Source organism: Galbibacter sp. PAP.153, from assembly GCF_037029175.1.
GTDB classification, from domain to species: Bacteria; Bacteroidota; Bacteroidia; order Flavobacteriales; family Flavobacteriaceae; genus Galbibacter; species Galbibacter pacificus.
This window is the reverse complement of record NZ_JAZEUN010000008.1, coordinates 42,958-58,494: the sequence shown is the minus strand read 5'-3', so window position 1 is coordinate 58,494 and position 15,537 is coordinate 42,958. Positions and strand designations below refer to the sequence as shown.

The following is a 15,537-nucleotide window of genomic DNA, read 5'->3' as shown; positions in this document are numbered from 1 at the left end:
CCGAAATTCTTTGGATTACATCTTTGTTCCAAAAAAAAAGAAATATAAATCATATGATCTATATTTCTATGTTGGGCACAATAAAAAACACTGAATGAATAGAAGACAAAATTTTCAGACAATTGCATGGTTTAATGATTTATATAATAGAGAACTGCTTGACCTTGACCCTCCTTATCAGAGAAGGAGCGTTTGGACGCAGACATTCAGAGACTATTTTATCGAGACACTTCTATTAGACTATCCAGCGCCAACAATTTTTCTTTATGAGGAAATCAGTCCAGCTGGGGTAACAACATATAATGTTGTGGATGGCAAGCAACGTTTAACTTGTATATTCTCATTTATTAATAATGAGTTTCCTGTGTCGGAGAACTGTCCTATTGAAGACTTGAGGGGCTCATACTTCCAAGAGTTTTCTAGTGATTTGAAGAATAAATTTTGGAGTTACACTTTTTCTGTAGAATACCTTCCAACAAACAATGAAAGTATAATCAATAATATATTCGATAGAATTAACCGAAACGTAGCAAAGCTTACTTCACAGGAATTAAGGCATGCTAAATATTCAGGAGATTTTATTACTGCTTCAGAAGAACTAACTGAATGGTTGAATCATAAACTACCAGTGAACTTCCCACAAATTGCCAAGAGAAGTCGTTCTCAAATGAAGGATGTAGAACTCACTGCACAAATCTTGCTAAGGCTTGAAGGAGAACCAAAAGGCTTTAATACAAATGAACTGGATATTGCTTTTGGAAACCGAGACGATGATTGGGAAGAAAAAGATAAAATAACGGAATCCTTTAAAGATATAATTAATACTGTTAATGCCATTGTTTCAGATGATCCTGACAACATTCTCACAAGATCAAGATTAAAGAATCAAGCTGATTTTTATTCTCTGGTTGGAGCAGTTCACGTTTTAACCCTAAGAGATGAACTTCCTGAACTGACTGTCATTAAAGATAGACTAATTGCCTTTGTAAACCATGAGGTTACAGAGGAGTCGAATAACGATATTCAATCATACTATGAGTATGCTAGAGTTGCATCTAATAGAACGCTTGCAAGGAAGGAAAGGGAAAATATCTTGATTAAGATTCTACTGGGTCAAATTGAATTTTAGCTGTATGATACTAGATTCGAGAATATCTACAAAATACAAGTTGTATCTACCATATTTTCAGTTTATTCAAGATTCCCTTGATCAGACTTTGATGAACTACGCTAAAAAGCATTTGTTCGCGTATACATCGAGAATCAAAAAGTTAGATTCAATAAGTGAAAAAATTGAAACTGGAAGGTATTCTTCATGGGTTAACATTGATGATTTTGTCGCGTGCACAGTAATAGTTCCTAATTTGAGCTATGAAGAAGGTGTAATCGAATTTTTAAAGAGTGCTTTTATCGAAATAAACCTTCGGAAAAAAGGAAGTGCTTTCAAAAATTTTGACACTTTCAGATTTGATTCAACCAGATTTATTGGTAAGCTCAAACCACCAAACAGCAAGGTAAATCAAGATATTTACGATATAAGCTTCGAGATACAAATCCGTAGTGCCTTTGAGCATGCTTGGTCAGTGACAACTCATGACCTTGCCTACAAGAGCAAGAATATTGATTGGAAAGTGTTAAGACTTGCATCGCAATTGAAGGCATCAGTTGAACAATTGGATATGATTGCTCTAAGCGCAAAGGATGTTAATAAGAACATTACGAGTTACAAATGGCCCGAAATAGATATTAAAATCAAAATTCTTGAGTTCATTCGAGACAGTTTCGAAAAGGGTAAAATTCCAAAAGAGATATCTCCAAAAGATCACAGTCGAGTAGTAGACAACCTATTTGCCTTAATTAAGAATCAGTTAAGTACGTGGCAAACAAGAAAACTGAATAAGGAATTAAAGACAATTTTCGAGTGCATTGACAACGAACTAGATCATTTAAATAAAATTGGTTTTCCAATGACTCTTTCACTTTACCAAGTCTTTTTTGGTGTACTTCTAAAACACAAACTCGTTGATATTGGAGACATTTCTAAAATAACCTTCTATAAAACTGATACATTTTTGAGAGTGTTTCCAGAATTAATTGATTTAAGTATTAATGAATTTAAAATATAAAAATACTGTGCCAACAACACCTATACGCAATAGCTTTCGGGATACTACGCATAGCCAAACGGTTAGGACTTATTCAATAATATTGATCTGTAACTATAAAGAAATATGAGTAACAATAAAACACATATCGAAAAAACTGCTGCAGAATCAAAATCTATAGGTTTTGATTACCAGTATTATTTTTTCCTGTGGAAGGTTCTCCTATTAAAACCAAATGAATCTGTTGGGTTGGAAGTTATAGATGATGTACACACTGATTTGGGCAACAATCTTCAAGTCCTATATCAGTTAAAGCATACCGTAAAGAAAAATTCGAAGGGTGATATAGCAAATCTTACTACCTCAGATTTAGATATGTGGAAAACGTTCTCCAACTGGTCAAAAGTAATTTGTGATACAAATGATGCAAGAAGTACAAAACAAGCCCAGCTTAACTTTATTGAAAAGACAAGTTTTGTTTTGGCAAGTAATAAATCATCCAATAAGTCAAACGAAATTGTCAAAATAATAAGTCATCTTCAGAGTGGAACAAAAAAGATTAATGAAATCCGCACCCATTTCCTGTCTCTTGAAAAAAACACCAAGAACGAAGATTTAAAAGGTTACATCAAGGATGTATTAAGTCTTGATGAGCTGGTTTTGGAACAATTTTTACTTAACACGTTTTTTCACTTGGATGATGACGATATCATTACCAAATGCAAAGAGGCTATTAAATCCAAAATGATTCCTCAGGAAAAAATTGAAAAGGCCTTCAGTACTATAGATTCGAGTATTAGGTCAGACAACTTCTTGCAAGTCAAGGAGGGTGTTAAAATTGAGATCACGTTCGAGGATTTATATAAAAAATTTAGACGTCAATTTGACCTTTACCGAAATGGCTCTTTAGATGTACAAGAATATAAAGGAGCTCTTCCAAATAATTTGGAAGAACAGGTCTTCATCAAACAACTGGAGGAAATTGGTTTTGTAAAAAGTTGTGATTCAGATTATATAACCAAGTTAACCCTCTTTAAGCTCAAACTCATAAATAACCTTGATGAATGGAAACGTGATGGCAATGTCACGGAATTAGAATTAGAGCGCTTTAAAAAGGATGCCTTTAATTTATGGGACACGGAATTTCGCATACAGCATGTAGAAAACATAAATGAAGAAGACTACAATAAGAAGGGTGTTGAACTTCTAAGATCTGTCTTAAAAGAAAGACTTAAGCTAGCGGAGCAAGAACTTGATATTGATTTATGCCATGGAAATTTTTATTCACTCTCAGACGAACCAGTAATAGGTTGGAGAAAGGATTGGGAAAAGCATAAAAAATGAAGATAGACTATAACAACATTGGTGTGGGTGCCATAGCCATAGGTGCTGTGCTTACTATTAGCAAAGAATTATCTGTAGCCAAGGCAACTTTAGTAATGCCCTTTATTACTCATAAAGAGAGCTTGTATTACTTGGCTCGGGCAACTACTAAAGTGCCAAGTATTGAAAAATTGATCGCTGAGAAAACGAGTTATTTCTCAAACTTCAACGCTAGGTATTATGATGCATTAACACTAACATTTTCATCAATTCAATACTTAACTGAAATGGGCTATGCACGGCTGGATAAAGGTATTCTATACACTACAATGCCAATTGAATATGATACAAAAATGGGAACAAGAGCGAAAAAGATATTCCAAGCTTCCAATAATGTTTCAACAATATTAAAAGGATGTGATAGAACCCTTTACTTAAACTTAAGAATTCAAATATGAATTTTACAATAAATAAGATAGTCTTATGGCTCAAGAATGGTAAAATAAGAGAGGTTGATTTCGAACCAAATAAAGTCAATATTATTACTGGTGGGAGTCACACAGGGAAAAGTGCTATTCTTGAAATAGTTGATTACTGTTTTTTCTCAAGTAAATCTAGGATTTCAGAGAGCATGATTAACGAAAATGTTTTGTGGTACGGCATTAACATTTCGGTTAATGACAAAAAATACACTATTGCGCGGGAAGCTCTTATTGAAGGCAAAGTTTCCGACAAATACTATTTTTCATCTTTGGGTGAGATACCTCTTGTAGTAGAGTCAAATAATTCTGAAACCGCCATAAAAGCAATTCTAGAAACTGAATTTAAAATAGATAGAGATGCAAAGTTCCCAACAACCTATGGAAGTAACTACATTAAATCAGGCACTAAAATTTCACTTCGATATTTTTTAATGTTTAACACCATATCAGGGAATATTATCGAAAATGATGAAGGTGTGTTTTTCGATAAACAAAATGAAATTAGATATAAAGAAGCTCTTCCACGCATATTCGACCTTGCATTAGGTATAGAAACCGTTGAAAACATTCTTAAAAGTGAGAAAAAAGCTGATTTAGAAAAACAACTGGCAAAACTCATTAGAAAGAATAAGGCGCTAGCATCAAAAACGACTGACTTTAACAATGAGCGCGTTGAAATCTTGCGAAAAGCCAAGGAGTATAACGTAGTTTCGGATGAGACTAAAACTGAAGAAGTAACTTTTGAGCTTGATAAAGCAATTCAGGGGTTTGAAACCGAACCAACTACAAATTCAGAAAGAGAAAAATTAGAATCATCTTTCTATTCTCTACAAAGAAAAATTCGCAACCTAAAACGGTTCTCTTCTGAGTACAATAAATACAAAAATTCTGTAAAGAATCTAAATGATAGTCTCAAGCCAATTGAGTTTCTAAGAGAAAAAGATTCTGAAATTATAAAAACGTCAATTTTTGAAGAACTTGTGACTTCATATACGAAAGACCTAAAAACTATTCGCCAGATATATCAAACAAATACTCCTATAGACCGACAGGTTAAGGATAACGTTAAGGACTTAGAGGCTGAACTTGAAATAATTAAATCGAAATTAGACCTGTTTCCTAAAGACAACAAGAGTTTTGAAAATGAAAAAGAAAAGTATTTCTTCTTAGGCCAAATGAAATCTAAACTCGAAATCTTTTCAACTAACCCTGTGTCAGTGATAACATCATATGATGAAGAAATTGCAGGTTTAAAAGAAGAAATAGAACAACTGATAATTACAAATACAGAAGAAAAACGAGAATTAACAATAAAGCTAGTTGAGGAAATTATTAGCGATTATATAGCAGAATCTGATAAAGCGTTAGCAAATTACTCAACTTATCAACCTGTATTTGACTATAAAAACAAAGCCCTACTATTACGAAAGCCGAAAACATCATACATAGAAAATGTAGGAAGTAGTTCAAATCATATGTTTCTTCATTTATTCTTCTCTCTTGCGATGCATGAGGTCATATTTCAAAATCGGTCACCATTTGTTGCACCGTTCTTAATTATAGATCAGCCGAGTAGACCATATTATGGAACCAATGGAAAAAGAAAAACGGATGCTCCTGAAAGTGATGATTACAAAATCAGAAAAGCGTTTGAGTTGCTAAACAATTTTATAACCACGAGAGTGGAGAATGAAGGAAGTTTTCAGATGATTGTTTTAGAACATGTTCCAGTTGAAACAGTTTCAGGGTTAAAAAACATCAATATCGTTGAAGAATTCCGCGATGGAAATGCTCTAATTCCTGCATCATTTCTTGAATAAAAACATACCCTTAAGCCGGCTATAGTTCATTTTTTCTGACTTTCCTCGTGGAAAATCCTAATGGGTTTTTACGCAACGAAACTGTAGCCTTACCCCTTTTAGGACATCGCTAAATTCATAAAATCATCATGTGAATAAAGGCACATTAATTTGACCGAACAACCATTTCTCTATCACCTCGCTTTTCTCGAAGCTCCACCAATAAATTTTCACGGCTGCCCAAGGTAACTTTGGGAACCACATATACAAACTTTTGTTTTTTTGCAGCTGGAACCATAGTAGGTATACGGTGCCCATAGAGGGTATTCAACAATATTTTTTGATAGGAAGATTTTTTACTTCCGCTGCCTTGCTCTTTAAAGATCTGTATATAATTAACTTCAAAACCAATCTTGGATTTGTTTTCGATTTCCAGGACAACATAGGTTTCCTTTCCAAAATAGCACATTTCCCACAGTCGAAGAATGATTCCGTTCTTACGTTTGGATTTGAGTACCTTGGAGTTGTGTTCCAAAAAATAGCGGCTGGCCTTTCGGTATTGAAGACTGTCCGATAGTGGGACGCTTCGAGACCTTCCTTTTTCCTTTTGGGCCATATCATCCAAATGTTTTTTGGGCAGAACATTCCCAATAGCCTCATTTATGACTACGACTCTATGGCTTTCCTTAAACTGTTTTCGATAGACCAGATAATAGGAATACGCCAATCCATCCTGGGTCAATACCAACAGATTGCTGTCAGCACCTGAGTTCCCCTGTAAAAGTCCTACCCGTTCCGGGGTTTCTTGATTATATCCCAGCGTATAATTGGAATGCCCAGTGACAGCCCTTGATATCGGCTTTGGGAATATAAGGGACAACATATGGGTATCATTGACATATAGCGTGTCTGATTGCCCATAGGCCGCATTAGTGGACAAAAAAAGTATCAATAAATATGGATGTATTTTCATAGGGTAAGATTTTCTGATTTGAGTATGAGTTGATAACCATCATGCACGGTCACGCGCACGGTACGATTGGAGCGTCGGAATACCTGTTTGATGCCTCCCAATTGGGGCATGCCCGGAAGGCTGATATCCTGAATGGCATCGTCCAGCACCTCACGTTTTGCTTCTTCGCGATAACTGTTCTCCACATAGATGCCCTCTCCCCCATCCATTATATCGTAGGCCTTCAAACGGACCGAGTACTGGCCGATATGGTCAATGGCGACAAACACCCGATTGGCCCGAAAGGAGACAAATCCATAGAGCAGGGTGTTTCGTGTAAAATGCCTGCCATTGATATCCATGTCCTCCTTTAGCCGCAGTTCCAGACGGTTTTTGGCCCTTACCCGTTGCTCACCGTTAACTACGGCCCTAATGGCAACGGGAGGATGAACACTATCTTTTTGTATTGGTCTGGAGCCAAAAAAAGCGGTATGGACCTTTGAAAAATCAATGGGTTTTGATTCTTGTTTTGGGTCGGAGTTTTCCGTTTTATTCTCCACGATAGGTTGGGTTTTTGATTTAGGCTTTCGGTAGGTACCCGCCTCATAATCAATACGCCCCTCCCTATAGATGCTGTCCACGATACGCTGGCGCTGTTTCTCCTGTAATTCCGGGTCATATGCCCCGATGGAATCGATATACTCTTCCCCGTACAGACTGGGCTTTGTCCGTTCGCGTTCGTCCTTGATGGCGTCAACGGCCTCCAGTTTTGAGCTGAACTCTTCTGGTTCCTCTGCCAGTTCCGGCACCCTTGGTTGTATTATCTCCTCATCTTTTGAAGGTTCCCCCAACTGCAGTGCATAGAGCATGATAAACCCACAAATGCTAACAAGCAGACCTATAAACAACAATTTGTTTCTATCCAGTTTCATAATGATATTATTTGGTTTGTGGTTCCAGTTTGCGAAGGGAATCCTCGAAGAAATCGGTAATCAACAGTCCGTGTGGATTGTGTGGAAAGTTCCTGCCCACTACAATGAGTTCGCCTGAGGTAACCAATTGGTAGCGGTCCATGACCGCTCCCCGATGGACCTCAAATATGGTCCTCGCCCTAAAACGATAAGGCTCATTGTCCAAGTCCAGTTCAATGTCCACTTGGACAACCTCTTGCCGTAAGGAAAACTGCAACAGACGGTTATAGACCCCATCCGACTTTTTTTGTCGGTAGACGGCATCCACCGAAGCATCCCCCAACCATAGGGCCTTATCCAGATGGTCACGATAATTGCTGTCATCTATGCCGTAAAAAAGCCGATGGAACAGGTCGATATGGGCCAAAGCCTCGACCTCCCTTTTTTCCTGCTGGCTCACCAGTTGCAATGGCATTACAGTACCATCTGAAGCAATTGCAAAGGCAGTGTTCAAAAGTTTTTCCTGATAGTGGTACAGCAGTCCCATCGAAATGCCGCTTGTCAATAGACAGAGAACGACCACTGCCAGAACAATAAAACGGTTCAAACGAAGGACATCAGTGATGTTTTTATATACTTTTTTCATATCGGTTTATTTTAAAAATGAATGTGCCTTAGGCTCCCCCCGCAAAAAGCCGGAAGGTGAAGGTCGTCGCCCGTTTATAGAGTTTGAACTTCAGCAGTACGATAAACCCTATCCCAGCCAGTTCGATTAGGGGGGCGAACAGCTCGCTGCCAAAGTCCGTACCGAACAGATTGGGCCAAAAATTGTCCGTGATTTCCTGATACAGTGCATTGACAAAGACATTGACCAAAAAGAAGGCGGGAACGATCATATACACCGCCGCATACAAGCGAAAGAAGCGATAGCCCATTTCCCTGAACTTCTCAAAGACCGCCATACTAATGACCAAGGGGAAAAAGGCCTGCATCACCCCAAGGATAAAATAACGTTCGGCCAAAAAGAGCGGATAGATGAACAGATCCAACACCCAAAGCACCAAACTCCCGGCCCAAGCCAGGGTCCTTAAACCTATCAAGGGTGTGGCCAGCCATTCGTACAATAGGCCCATGGCCTTGGTGGCCGCATCCAAGAGACCTGTCTCCTCCTCGACTTCCACTTCCTGAAGGGCAAGTGGCAATAGTTCAGGTGCCGTATCCCTATATTGGCTCTCAATGGCCACTAAAATGGTGTCAAAGGCGCCCAACACTTCTGTTGAGAACAACACCACCAATACGACCGCAAAATTCCGAATCAGATCGCTAGGCGTCAGTCCCCAAGTGAGTCCTGTGCGCATCGCTCCGCCCTCATAATACTTTTTGATGATATTGACCAAAAAGAACAGTATGGCCAAGGCCTTCATCCCACCAATGGTGTAGGTGGCAAAACTGCTGTCCTTGATGGTCTGGAAGACCGCATCTACATATTCAAGTCCCATATCGCTCTAGTTTAATAGTTGGGTTTCCTGTCCTTGATCAAGGCCTGCATCTTCCGAAAGGAAATGATCATGTCATACCGTTTTTTCCGATGCTTGATATCGGCCAACATTTTTCGGGATTCCACCCGTTGGGCCTCCAATATGTCCAGCCGTTCTGCGTCTGTCATGTTCAAAAAGTCATTGCTGAGCACCTGCCCCATAAAATCCAATTGGTCCAGGGAATGTTCCATGATACCGTTGAAGGCATTTGATATAATCTCGACTTCATCGCCATGGATATAAGGGGAGTTCAAGACTTCCCTCAAATCGTCCCGGGCCATCTCAAAGAGTTGTTCGTTGTTGAGGGTAATGTCCCGGACCGCTTGGTACTGCCTCACCGCATTGTTTACCTTTTCTATCTTCTCCCGGACCGCATTGAGCTGCTCTACCATCTTTAATAATTCCGTTGTCTGCTTTGCGGATTCAACCAGCTGTTTGGCCAAGGATATAAAGTTGGTATTATCGTACACCGGCATCCCCTGGGCCGTAGCACGGCCGGGCGATAAAAGCAGGAGGGTCAGGGCTACCACCATTGGCAAGGTCCTTTTCTTTAGCGTTTGGTTTTTAATTGTTTTCATGTTGCAGTTTTTTCTGATGGATGAATGCTTGGATGGCCAACTCCATATTATGGACCTTTTCATAAAGCGCCATAATGGCCTGATTTTCGGTACCGTCGGTGAGGTAGGCGGCATAGGCCTCTGGGGGCACTTCCAAGCGGTAGATATTGCTCTCTGACCCAATCTTGATAAAGATCTCCGTGTACTTGCGTTCGCCCTTCAAATCGTTCTTGATGGACCGGAGCTGGTTCAGGTCGTGGGCGCTCAAATTGAGGCGTTGCCGGAGCGCATCATAGCCCTTTTCGTTCCGCAGGCTATAGATGACCTGGGTGTTCTCGAGAATGGTGGCAGAGGTATGGTTCTCTGGCAATTGGTTGATGGACTGCAATACAATGCCAATGGCGCCGTTCTGTTTTCTGATGGCTTGATAGTAAAACTCCACGCTCTCCAGAACATTGGGAAACTTGAGCTGTTTGGCAAATTCATCGAAGAGGATGATGCCCCGCTCGCTTCGGTTTTTCCAAATGGTCCGTTGGATGGCAGACTTGATCAGCTTGAGCATCACGGACAAGACCTCACGGTTGTCCCTGACCTCGTCCAGCTCGAATATGATCAGCCGCTTGTCTTCCAATCGGTGGGATCGGTCCTCCCCGACCTTAAAAAGAAAGCTGTAAATACCATCGCCCACATATTCGGAGAGGATGTGCAAAAAATTAGTCGGATTGAAATAGCTCGGGTCAATGCCCAAGGCTTCCAATACCGTATTTTGGTGTTTTTGAATGTAAGTATACAGCCCTTCCAGGGAATGACCTTCTTCAATTTTTTCATAGTAGGAACGAAGGATTTTCTTCAGGGCGACCCGCTGTGCCTTGCCCATAGTATCATCAGGAGCATAAAGTTCCATCAAGAAGTTGGTCAGGTCCTCCAACCAATCTGCGGCGACACCGTCGCCTGGGGTTTTATAAAAGGGATTGATGCCGAGGTTTTTACCGGGTTCGTATTTCAAGATGATATGCTCATCTGGATACAACTGGGCAAACTTGGCGTAACTGCCGCCCAGATCAATGATCACTAGCCGCACGTCCTGCTCATAATACTGCCTAAGGATGTTGTTGGCCAAAAAGGACTTACCTTCTCCCGTGGGGGCGAATATGGCAAAGTTGCGGGCCTTGATCCGAAACTTTCCCTCGTCCCAAACATCCTTGATCACTGGAATGTTTTCCAGACGGTCATTGAAAATGATTCCCTTTTTATCCGAGCGATAATTCGTGGCATTAATCCATAAACAGAGGGCATGTTTTAGGTCGGTGACATAAAGGTCGGTATCCGCAAAATTGGAGGAAAACAAGGGATAGCTGTTGAGTACATAATGGATACGTGACCTGCCCACCGGACAGTACGGTTGAATATCCAGTTCCTTGAAACGGGCGGTGAGTTCCGATAATGATCGATCCAAACCCTTTTCACTCTTTGCCCAGCAAAGCACGTTCAATTGGCCCCTGATGATCAATGATGAATCATCTTGGTTGAGCTTGGAAAGGGTATCCGATACCCTATCGTAAAGCAGTTTGTTCCGGGAACCGAAATTGCTGCTCTTGGAGAGTTCCTCCAACCGTTTTTCAAGCAATTTGCGCCATCTGTGCCTATCATCCAAATGGATGATCTGGTTGACGATATGATTTCCAGGAAAGGTGAGCCCGAACCCATCGATAAAACCTTGGTGGAACAAAAACCCATCTGCGGTATATTGTTCGTTGGGCCGGCTGGTCTGCACAGTATCCCCAAAACAAGCTTCATTGTTCACGGCCATGGCCCCAAACCGATGCTCGCCGACCTGGACCCTGTCCTTTTCCAATACCATGTCCGTATCGAATCCTTCGTTAAACCCATTGAAATAGGCATCCGTATATTGGATCATAGCGGCCTGGTTGAACGGCAATAGTTTTAGTTTTGGGGAATTGTTGAGATATCCAACCGCATCCCTGACCGCTTTGCCGAACTCTTCCGCTTGTTCCCCAAGGGTCTGCGGCAACTTTTTGGGCACCTTGGCAAAGGGATTGATCAGCCCGGAGCTATTGATGGCCCTGTTCTTGGGCCAGATAAAAAAGATCAGGGATTTATGGGAAAGGTGTTCCCTGCCCTCAAAATGGTTCCTTGTGGCCTTTGCCAAAAAGGAACTTCCGGGCAGTTGACCGGCATCATAAGATACTTTTTGGTAAATATCCTGCTTGTGGATCATAGTACCCACAGGTAAGGATTTCAAGGCTTGGAACCAGTGGCCGTGCAGCTCTTCGAAATCTGCCTCGGACAATGAATAGATTTCGGGAAGTTCCACTCGGTAGGCATAGGCGATATTCCCATTGTTGGCCAATACCCTGTTCTGTTCGATATCCACGATGGGATAGCTTTCATGAAAGTTCATCGCAGTATTCATAAGGAGTTATTTTTTTGTTGGAGACAAGCTGGGGAAATGAAACCTCTATTTGTAGCAGTCTTGGTTCTTGGACCAATTTGAGCAATATGCCATAGAGCACTGTATTGCCAATGCCCATCACAATGAGGAGGATTAAATTAAAGGAGAAGATGACCGCTATGAGGGAGCCCACAACGGCCATCATCTGGAGGGCAAAAAAAGCCACGGGCAATCCAAAGATCAAGGCACGGACACGGATGTTTCGATAAACACTATACTGTTTCATATCATCTTGTTGTTGACTAAAAAAGTCGCTTGTGGCTTAGACGACAATACCGATGAGATAGGTAAAGATCCCAACGACCGCCCCGGCAATGAGCACAAAGACCAGGACACGGGTAATCCCCTTTTTGAGGTCGGCGTTCTCCCCAAAGAAATGGCCCGCATTAAAAAGAAAGCCTATGAGGAAGATGACACCCAGGATGATGGGGAAAATGGCCCGGATGGTATCCGAGATGTCCGCAACGGAATCTTCGATTCCCCCGATTTGGGGATAGCTGGTCTGGGAGATAAGAAGTCCAAGAGCAAGTACTACTGATTTTTTAAAGTTTTTCATGACCGTTCGTTTTTTGATGGGCCCCACCCCATACTATGGGAATGGAACCTGTTTGTGATGATTGATTGAAATGACCCTAGAGCTGGTTGTATCGCCCAATGGGATTTCCGATGTGGAATTTCCAGTGATATGAAGAAAAAGCTTTAGAAATCACATTTTTTAACACTTGAAGGTGTTAATTATTGAAGTATTGGCACCAAAATCAGGAGTTCGCTGGAAATTGTTCAAACAACAATGCTCTGATATGAAATTGTACCTGTGCACCCTAGTAATGTTCGTTTGCTGTTCAACAGCAATGGCCCAAAAGCCCATTGTGGTAATAGACCCTGGCCACGGAGGTCCCGATTCCGGAGCCATTGGAACCAATGGGATTCTGGAAAAGGATGTGGTCTTGGAAATCGCCAAACAATGCTTGTTATTGAACCAGGGCCTGTTTCAGGACAGTTTGGAAATCTATTTGACCCGCTATACCGATACCTTGGTCTCCTTGGGTGATCGGGCCCGGTTGGCCAAGGCACTTCGAGCAGATGTTTTTGTGTCCATCCATTGCAACCAAGCCCCAAATAAGAAAGCCCAAGGCTTTGAAATCTTTTTGTTCCATGGGCAGGTCAATCCGAAAACTACTCTTATGGCCACCTATTTGGGCGACCAGTTACAGCATCGATTGGGTATCTATGATCGTGGTATCAAATATGCCAACTTTCAAGTGCTACGTGATAACCATGGGCACTGCCCCTCCCTCCTCTTGGAAACGGGTTTTATCTCCAATGCCGTGGAAGCTGAATATACAGAGAGAACGGAAAATCAGTGCGCCATCGCCTTGGCCATTATAGAATCATTGATCAAAACATTCCATTATGACTGAACTGTTATTGGCCATGACCAAAATATTGAGGCAGCTCTTGTCCGCATGGATAAACTTCATTATAAATGAAGTGAACCAATTTCGGAACAAAGGATAAAATCCAAAGAATACTAAATGCTTTGGGATATAGGCGATTTAACTTATGGTGTTCTTTAGAGGTGAAATTTCTCCGCCCTTAAAAATCAAAATGACCTTAAATAATTTATCTTTATGTCATGTGCTACTCTACCACATTACGGAAGACCAAGGAAGAAGTCGAAGAAAGGTTCAGGGCAAGACTTCAAATAGAACTGGAGTATACCCCTTACTATCATATGAACGGTTTTACCCATGGTAACCTGTATATCGTGCCCATGGAATACCCCGATGAACTGTTTCCTGCTATGTGGGGCTATGTTCCCCCCTTTGGGATGGATGACCCCGACGCATTCCATAAAAGGTACAATACCCTCAACGCCAAAAGTGAAACGGTTTTTTCCAGCAATACCTACAAGCACTCCATACACGACAAGCGCTGTCTAATCGTAGCCGATGGGTTCCATGAACCACACCACGTCAACAAAGTATCCTATCCCTATTTTTGCCACTATAAGGATGATTCCCTTTTTGCCTTTGCAGGACTCTACTCCGAGCTGGATGACGACCTCTATAGCTGTACCATCATAACCATGCCGGCCAATGAGCAGTTCGAGCATATCCACAATGAAAAGAAAAGGCAGCCATTGATCTTGGACGAACACTGGGAAGAGGATTGGCTCCTTTCCGATCTTCATGAACCAGGTATCAAGGAACTTATGAAATCCGCATTTACCACCAAAGAGATCGAAGCCTACCCGGTCTCACGCGATTTATACAAAAGAGGGATTGACACCAACAATAAGCTGGCTATAGAAAGGAGGGATTATCCGGAAATCAACGAACAGGGCAGTCTGTTTTAACTTATCAACACAATTGACTATGTATTGGAATAAATCCTAATTTTGGGATTATATCCAATGAAGCATATCAAGTACAGGAATTCGGACAAAAAGGCCATCAAGATTTTGATGCGTGAAATCGGGGCGTACCGGTATGAAATCGCCTTGGAACAAATGAAGGTGGAACAGCGCCCCATTAGCATGGAAGGATTCTACCTTGAGGCCAACGATGACTGTATATTTTTGTGCCATCGATATCCATCTGGCTATATCCTAAAGCTTATGAAAGTGGAACAGTTCGAAATGTTGCCCAGGGATGGGTGGGAATTGATAAAATCGTAATTTTAGAAGTTCAACCCTCAAGCCATAAAATGGATGCTAGATATATCGAATTCTTTATGGACGAATTGGTGATTTTAGAAAGGATAGATGGGTTAGAAATTGAATGCATCATCCAATCATCGAAGAACAATTTGGACGAAATTAACCCCCTTTCCGAAGACCTTCAAAGGTTGCAAGAAATTAATGTCACCGTGAAATTGGAAAATCTGAAAAGATTTGATTTCCCGATAAAAATTTCTAGTATCCATTCAATAGAGAGAACAGTATGATCTATTTTTTGAAGTCACCATTTTAAATGATTTCTGAATCAGTTTAATCCTATCCGATCGGCATGGACGTAAATATCAAATTTTCCTGGACCATTGCCTAAAGTAAATCTAAATCTTGTAGTTTACGACCGAATGCATCATTCGCTGCTATTTTTGAAAAATCACTTTCGAGATTTAATACCTTCAGAATATTGAAATAGATCCCTATGGCCACAGTTGGGTCGCCTTTTTCTACACGGTGCAAGGTAGCGCGATGAATCCCGGCGCGTTCCGCAACCTGTTTGGCCGTCAATTTTCTGCGCTTTCGCGCAAGTTTGATATTTTCTCCTATCCCATCAAATATCTTTTTATATTTAGGAAGAAGTATTGCTTTTCTAGAATTCATAATGTCGCTTATTAACGACAATAATATCATTTTTGTTGTAAATAAGCGACATTTTCTGGTTAA

General features: G+C 40.9%; 17 protein-coding genes. 8 read left to right on the top strand and 9 right to left on the bottom strand.

Annotated elements, in window-relative coordinates; genetic code table 11:
• Positions 1 to 94: 94 nt before the first annotated feature.
• The 5 genes from UXI14_RS06615 (at position 95) to UXI14_RS06595 (ending at position 5,730) form a co-directional block, all read left to right on the top strand.
• Positions 95 to 1,129, top strand: coding sequence for a DUF262 domain-containing protein (locus UXI14_RS06615; protein WP_335965450.1), 1,035 nt, complete (start codon positions 95 to 97; stop codon positions 1,127 to 1,129).
• A gap of 4 nt (positions 1,130 to 1,133) precedes the next feature.
• The gene (locus UXI14_RS06610) at positions 1,134 to 2,126 is read left to right on the top strand and encodes a hypothetical protein (protein WP_335965449.1); all 993 of its coding nucleotides are present in this window, start codon (positions 1,134 to 1,136) and stop codon (positions 2,124 to 2,126) included.
• Between the two features lie 105 nt (positions 2,127 to 2,231).
• Positions 2,232 to 3,449: an ABC-three component system protein gene (locus UXI14_RS06605; RefSeq protein WP_335965448.1), complete on the top strand. Its 1,218-nt coding sequence runs from the start codon at positions 2,232 to 2,234 to the stop codon at positions 3,447 to 3,449.
• On the top strand, positions 3,446 to 3,886 hold the full coding sequence (locus UXI14_RS06600) for a three component ABC system middle component (protein WP_335965447.1): 441 nt from the start codon (positions 3,446 to 3,448) through the stop codon (positions 3,884 to 3,886). Before UXI14_RS06605 ends, UXI14_RS06600 begins: the two co-directional genes overlap by 4 nt.
• Positions 3,883 to 5,730 (top strand): DUF3732 domain-containing protein, encoded by a 1,848-nt coding sequence (locus UXI14_RS06595; RefSeq protein WP_335965446.1) that lies wholly within the window; start codon positions 3,883 to 3,885, stop codon positions 5,728 to 5,730. The genes UXI14_RS06600 and UXI14_RS06595 overlap by 4 nt, the downstream gene beginning before the upstream one ends.
• Positions 5,731 to 5,875: 145 nt before the next feature.
• Here UXI14_RS06595 and UXI14_RS06590 read toward each other — a convergent pair whose 3' ends face one another.
• Genes UXI14_RS06590 through UXI14_RS06555 form a run of 8 tightly spaced genes read right to left on the bottom strand, consistent with a single transcriptional unit; the run spans position 5,876 to position 12,696 of the window.
• Complete coding sequence (locus UXI14_RS06590) at positions 5,876 to 6,682, bottom strand: DUF4138 domain-containing protein (protein ID WP_335965445.1); 807 nt, start codon at positions 6,680 to 6,682, stop codon at positions 5,876 to 5,878.
• Positions 6,679 to 7,593: a conjugative transposon protein TraM gene (gene traM, locus UXI14_RS06585; RefSeq protein WP_335965444.1), complete on the bottom strand. Its 915-nt coding sequence runs from the start codon at positions 7,591 to 7,593 to the stop codon at positions 6,679 to 6,681. Before traM ends, UXI14_RS06590 begins: the two co-directional genes overlap by 4 nt.
• A 7-nt stretch (positions 7,594 to 7,600) precedes the next feature.
• Positions 7,601 to 8,218: a conjugal transfer protein TraK gene (locus tag UXI14_RS06580; protein WP_335965443.1), complete on the bottom strand. Its 618-nt coding sequence runs from the start codon at positions 8,216 to 8,218 to the stop codon at positions 7,601 to 7,603.
• Between the two features lie 28 nt (positions 8,219 to 8,246).
• Positions 8,247 to 9,071, bottom strand: a complete 825-nt coding sequence (locus tag UXI14_RS06575; protein WP_335965442.1) for a hypothetical protein — start codon at positions 9,069 to 9,071, stop codon at positions 8,247 to 8,249.
• Positions 9,072 to 9,082: 11 nt separating this feature from the next.
• A complete protein-coding gene (locus UXI14_RS06570; protein ID WP_335965441.1) occupies positions 9,083 to 9,688 on the bottom strand; it encodes a conjugal transfer protein in 606 nt (201 codons plus the stop codon).
• A complete protein-coding gene (locus UXI14_RS06565; RefSeq protein WP_335965440.1) occupies positions 9,675 to 12,101 on the bottom strand; it encodes a TraG family conjugative transposon ATPase in 2,427 nt (808 codons plus the stop codon). The genes UXI14_RS06570 and UXI14_RS06565 overlap by 14 nt, the downstream gene beginning before the upstream one ends.
• Positions 12,076 to 12,366, bottom strand: coding sequence for a hypothetical protein (locus UXI14_RS06560; RefSeq protein ID WP_335965439.1), 291 nt, complete (start codon positions 12,364 to 12,366; stop codon positions 12,076 to 12,078). The genes UXI14_RS06565 and UXI14_RS06560 overlap by 26 nt, the downstream gene beginning before the upstream one ends.
• Positions 12,367 to 12,402: 36 nt before the next feature.
• Positions 12,403 to 12,696, bottom strand: a complete 294-nt coding sequence (locus tag UXI14_RS06555) for a hypothetical protein (protein WP_225605852.1) — start codon at positions 12,694 to 12,696, stop codon at positions 12,403 to 12,405.
• 172 nt (positions 12,697 to 12,868) lie between these two features.
• Here UXI14_RS06555 and UXI14_RS06550 point away from each other — a divergent pair, with 172 nt between their 5' ends.
• The 3 genes from UXI14_RS06550 to UXI14_RS06540 all read left to right on the top strand — a co-directional run bounded on the left by UXI14_RS06550 (position 12,869) and on the right by UXI14_RS06540 (position 14,820).
• Positions 12,869 to 13,561, top strand: a complete 693-nt coding sequence (locus UXI14_RS06550) for an N-acetylmuramoyl-L-alanine amidase (RefSeq protein ID WP_335965438.1) — start codon at positions 12,869 to 12,871, stop codon at positions 13,559 to 13,561.
• A gap of 215 nt (positions 13,562 to 13,776) precedes the next feature.
• Positions 13,777 to 14,499, top strand: coding sequence for an SOS response-associated peptidase (locus tag UXI14_RS06545; protein WP_335965437.1), 723 nt, complete (start codon positions 13,777 to 13,779; stop codon positions 14,497 to 14,499).
• Positions 14,500 to 14,556: 57 nt separating this feature from the next.
• Positions 14,557 to 14,820, top strand: coding sequence for a hypothetical protein (locus UXI14_RS06540; protein WP_335965436.1), 264 nt, complete (start codon positions 14,557 to 14,559; stop codon positions 14,818 to 14,820).
• A 366-nt stretch (positions 14,821 to 15,186) separates the two neighbouring features.
• On the opposite strand, the gene UXI14_RS06535 is transcribed toward UXI14_RS06540, so the two are convergent.
• Positions 15,187 to 15,474 carry a helix-turn-helix transcriptional regulator gene (locus UXI14_RS06535; RefSeq protein ID WP_335965435.1) on the bottom strand — a complete coding sequence of 96 codons (288 nt, stop codon included), beginning with the start codon at positions 15,472 to 15,474 and terminating at the stop codon, positions 15,187 to 15,189.
• Positions 15,475 to 15,537 lie beyond the last annotated feature (63 nt).

Coding starts and splice junctions, on each gene's coding strand:
- UXI14_RS06565 (WP_335965440.1), bottom strand. CDS start 12,101: ATGAATACTGCGATGAACTTTCATGAAAGCTATCCCATCGTGGATATC.
- UXI14_RS06615 (WP_335965450.1), top strand. CDS start 95: ATGAATAGAAGACAAAATTTTCAGACAATTGCATGGTTTAATGATTTA.
- UXI14_RS06605 (WP_335965448.1), top strand. CDS start 2,232: ATGAGTAACAATAAAACACATATCGAAAAAACTGCTGCAGAATCAAAA.
- UXI14_RS06560 (WP_335965439.1), bottom strand. CDS start 12,366: ATGAAACAGTATAGTGTTTATCGAAACATCCGTGTCCGTGCCTTGATC.
- UXI14_RS06540 (WP_335965436.1), top strand. CDS start 14,557: ATGAAGCATATCAAGTACAGGAATTCGGACAAAAAGGCCATCAAGATT.
- UXI14_RS06590 (WP_335965445.1), bottom strand. CDS start 6,682: ATGAAAATACATCCATATTTATTGATACTTTTTTTGTCCACTAATGCG.
- UXI14_RS06545 (WP_335965437.1), top strand. CDS start 13,777: ATGTGCTACTCTACCACATTACGGAAGACCAAGGAAGAAGTCGAAGAA.
- UXI14_RS06535 (WP_335965435.1), bottom strand. CDS start 15,474: ATGAATTCTAGAAAAGCAATACTTCTTCCTAAATATAAAAAGATATTT.
- UXI14_RS06580 (WP_335965443.1), bottom strand. CDS start 8,218: ATGAAAAAAGTATATAAAAACATCACTGATGTCCTTCGTTTGAACCGT.
- UXI14_RS06610 (WP_335965449.1), top strand. CDS start 1,134: ATGATACTAGATTCGAGAATATCTACAAAATACAAGTTGTATCTACCA.
- traM (WP_335965444.1), bottom strand. CDS start 7,593: ATGAAACTGGATAGAAACAAATTGTTGTTTATAGGTCTGCTTGTTAGC.
- UXI14_RS06555 (WP_225605852.1), bottom strand. CDS start 12,696: ATGAAAAACTTTAAAAAATCAGTAGTACTTGCTCTTGGACTTCTTATC.
- UXI14_RS06570 (WP_335965441.1), bottom strand. CDS start 9,688: ATGAAAACAATTAAAAACCAAACGCTAAAGAAAAGGACCTTGCCAATG.
- UXI14_RS06600 (WP_335965447.1), top strand. CDS start 3,446: ATGAAGATAGACTATAACAACATTGGTGTGGGTGCCATAGCCATAGGT.
- UXI14_RS06575 (WP_335965442.1), bottom strand. CDS start 9,071: ATGGGACTTGAATATGTAGATGCGGTCTTCCAGACCATCAAGGACAGC.
- UXI14_RS06595 (WP_335965446.1), top strand. CDS start 3,883: ATGAATTTTACAATAAATAAGATAGTCTTATGGCTCAAGAATGGTAAA.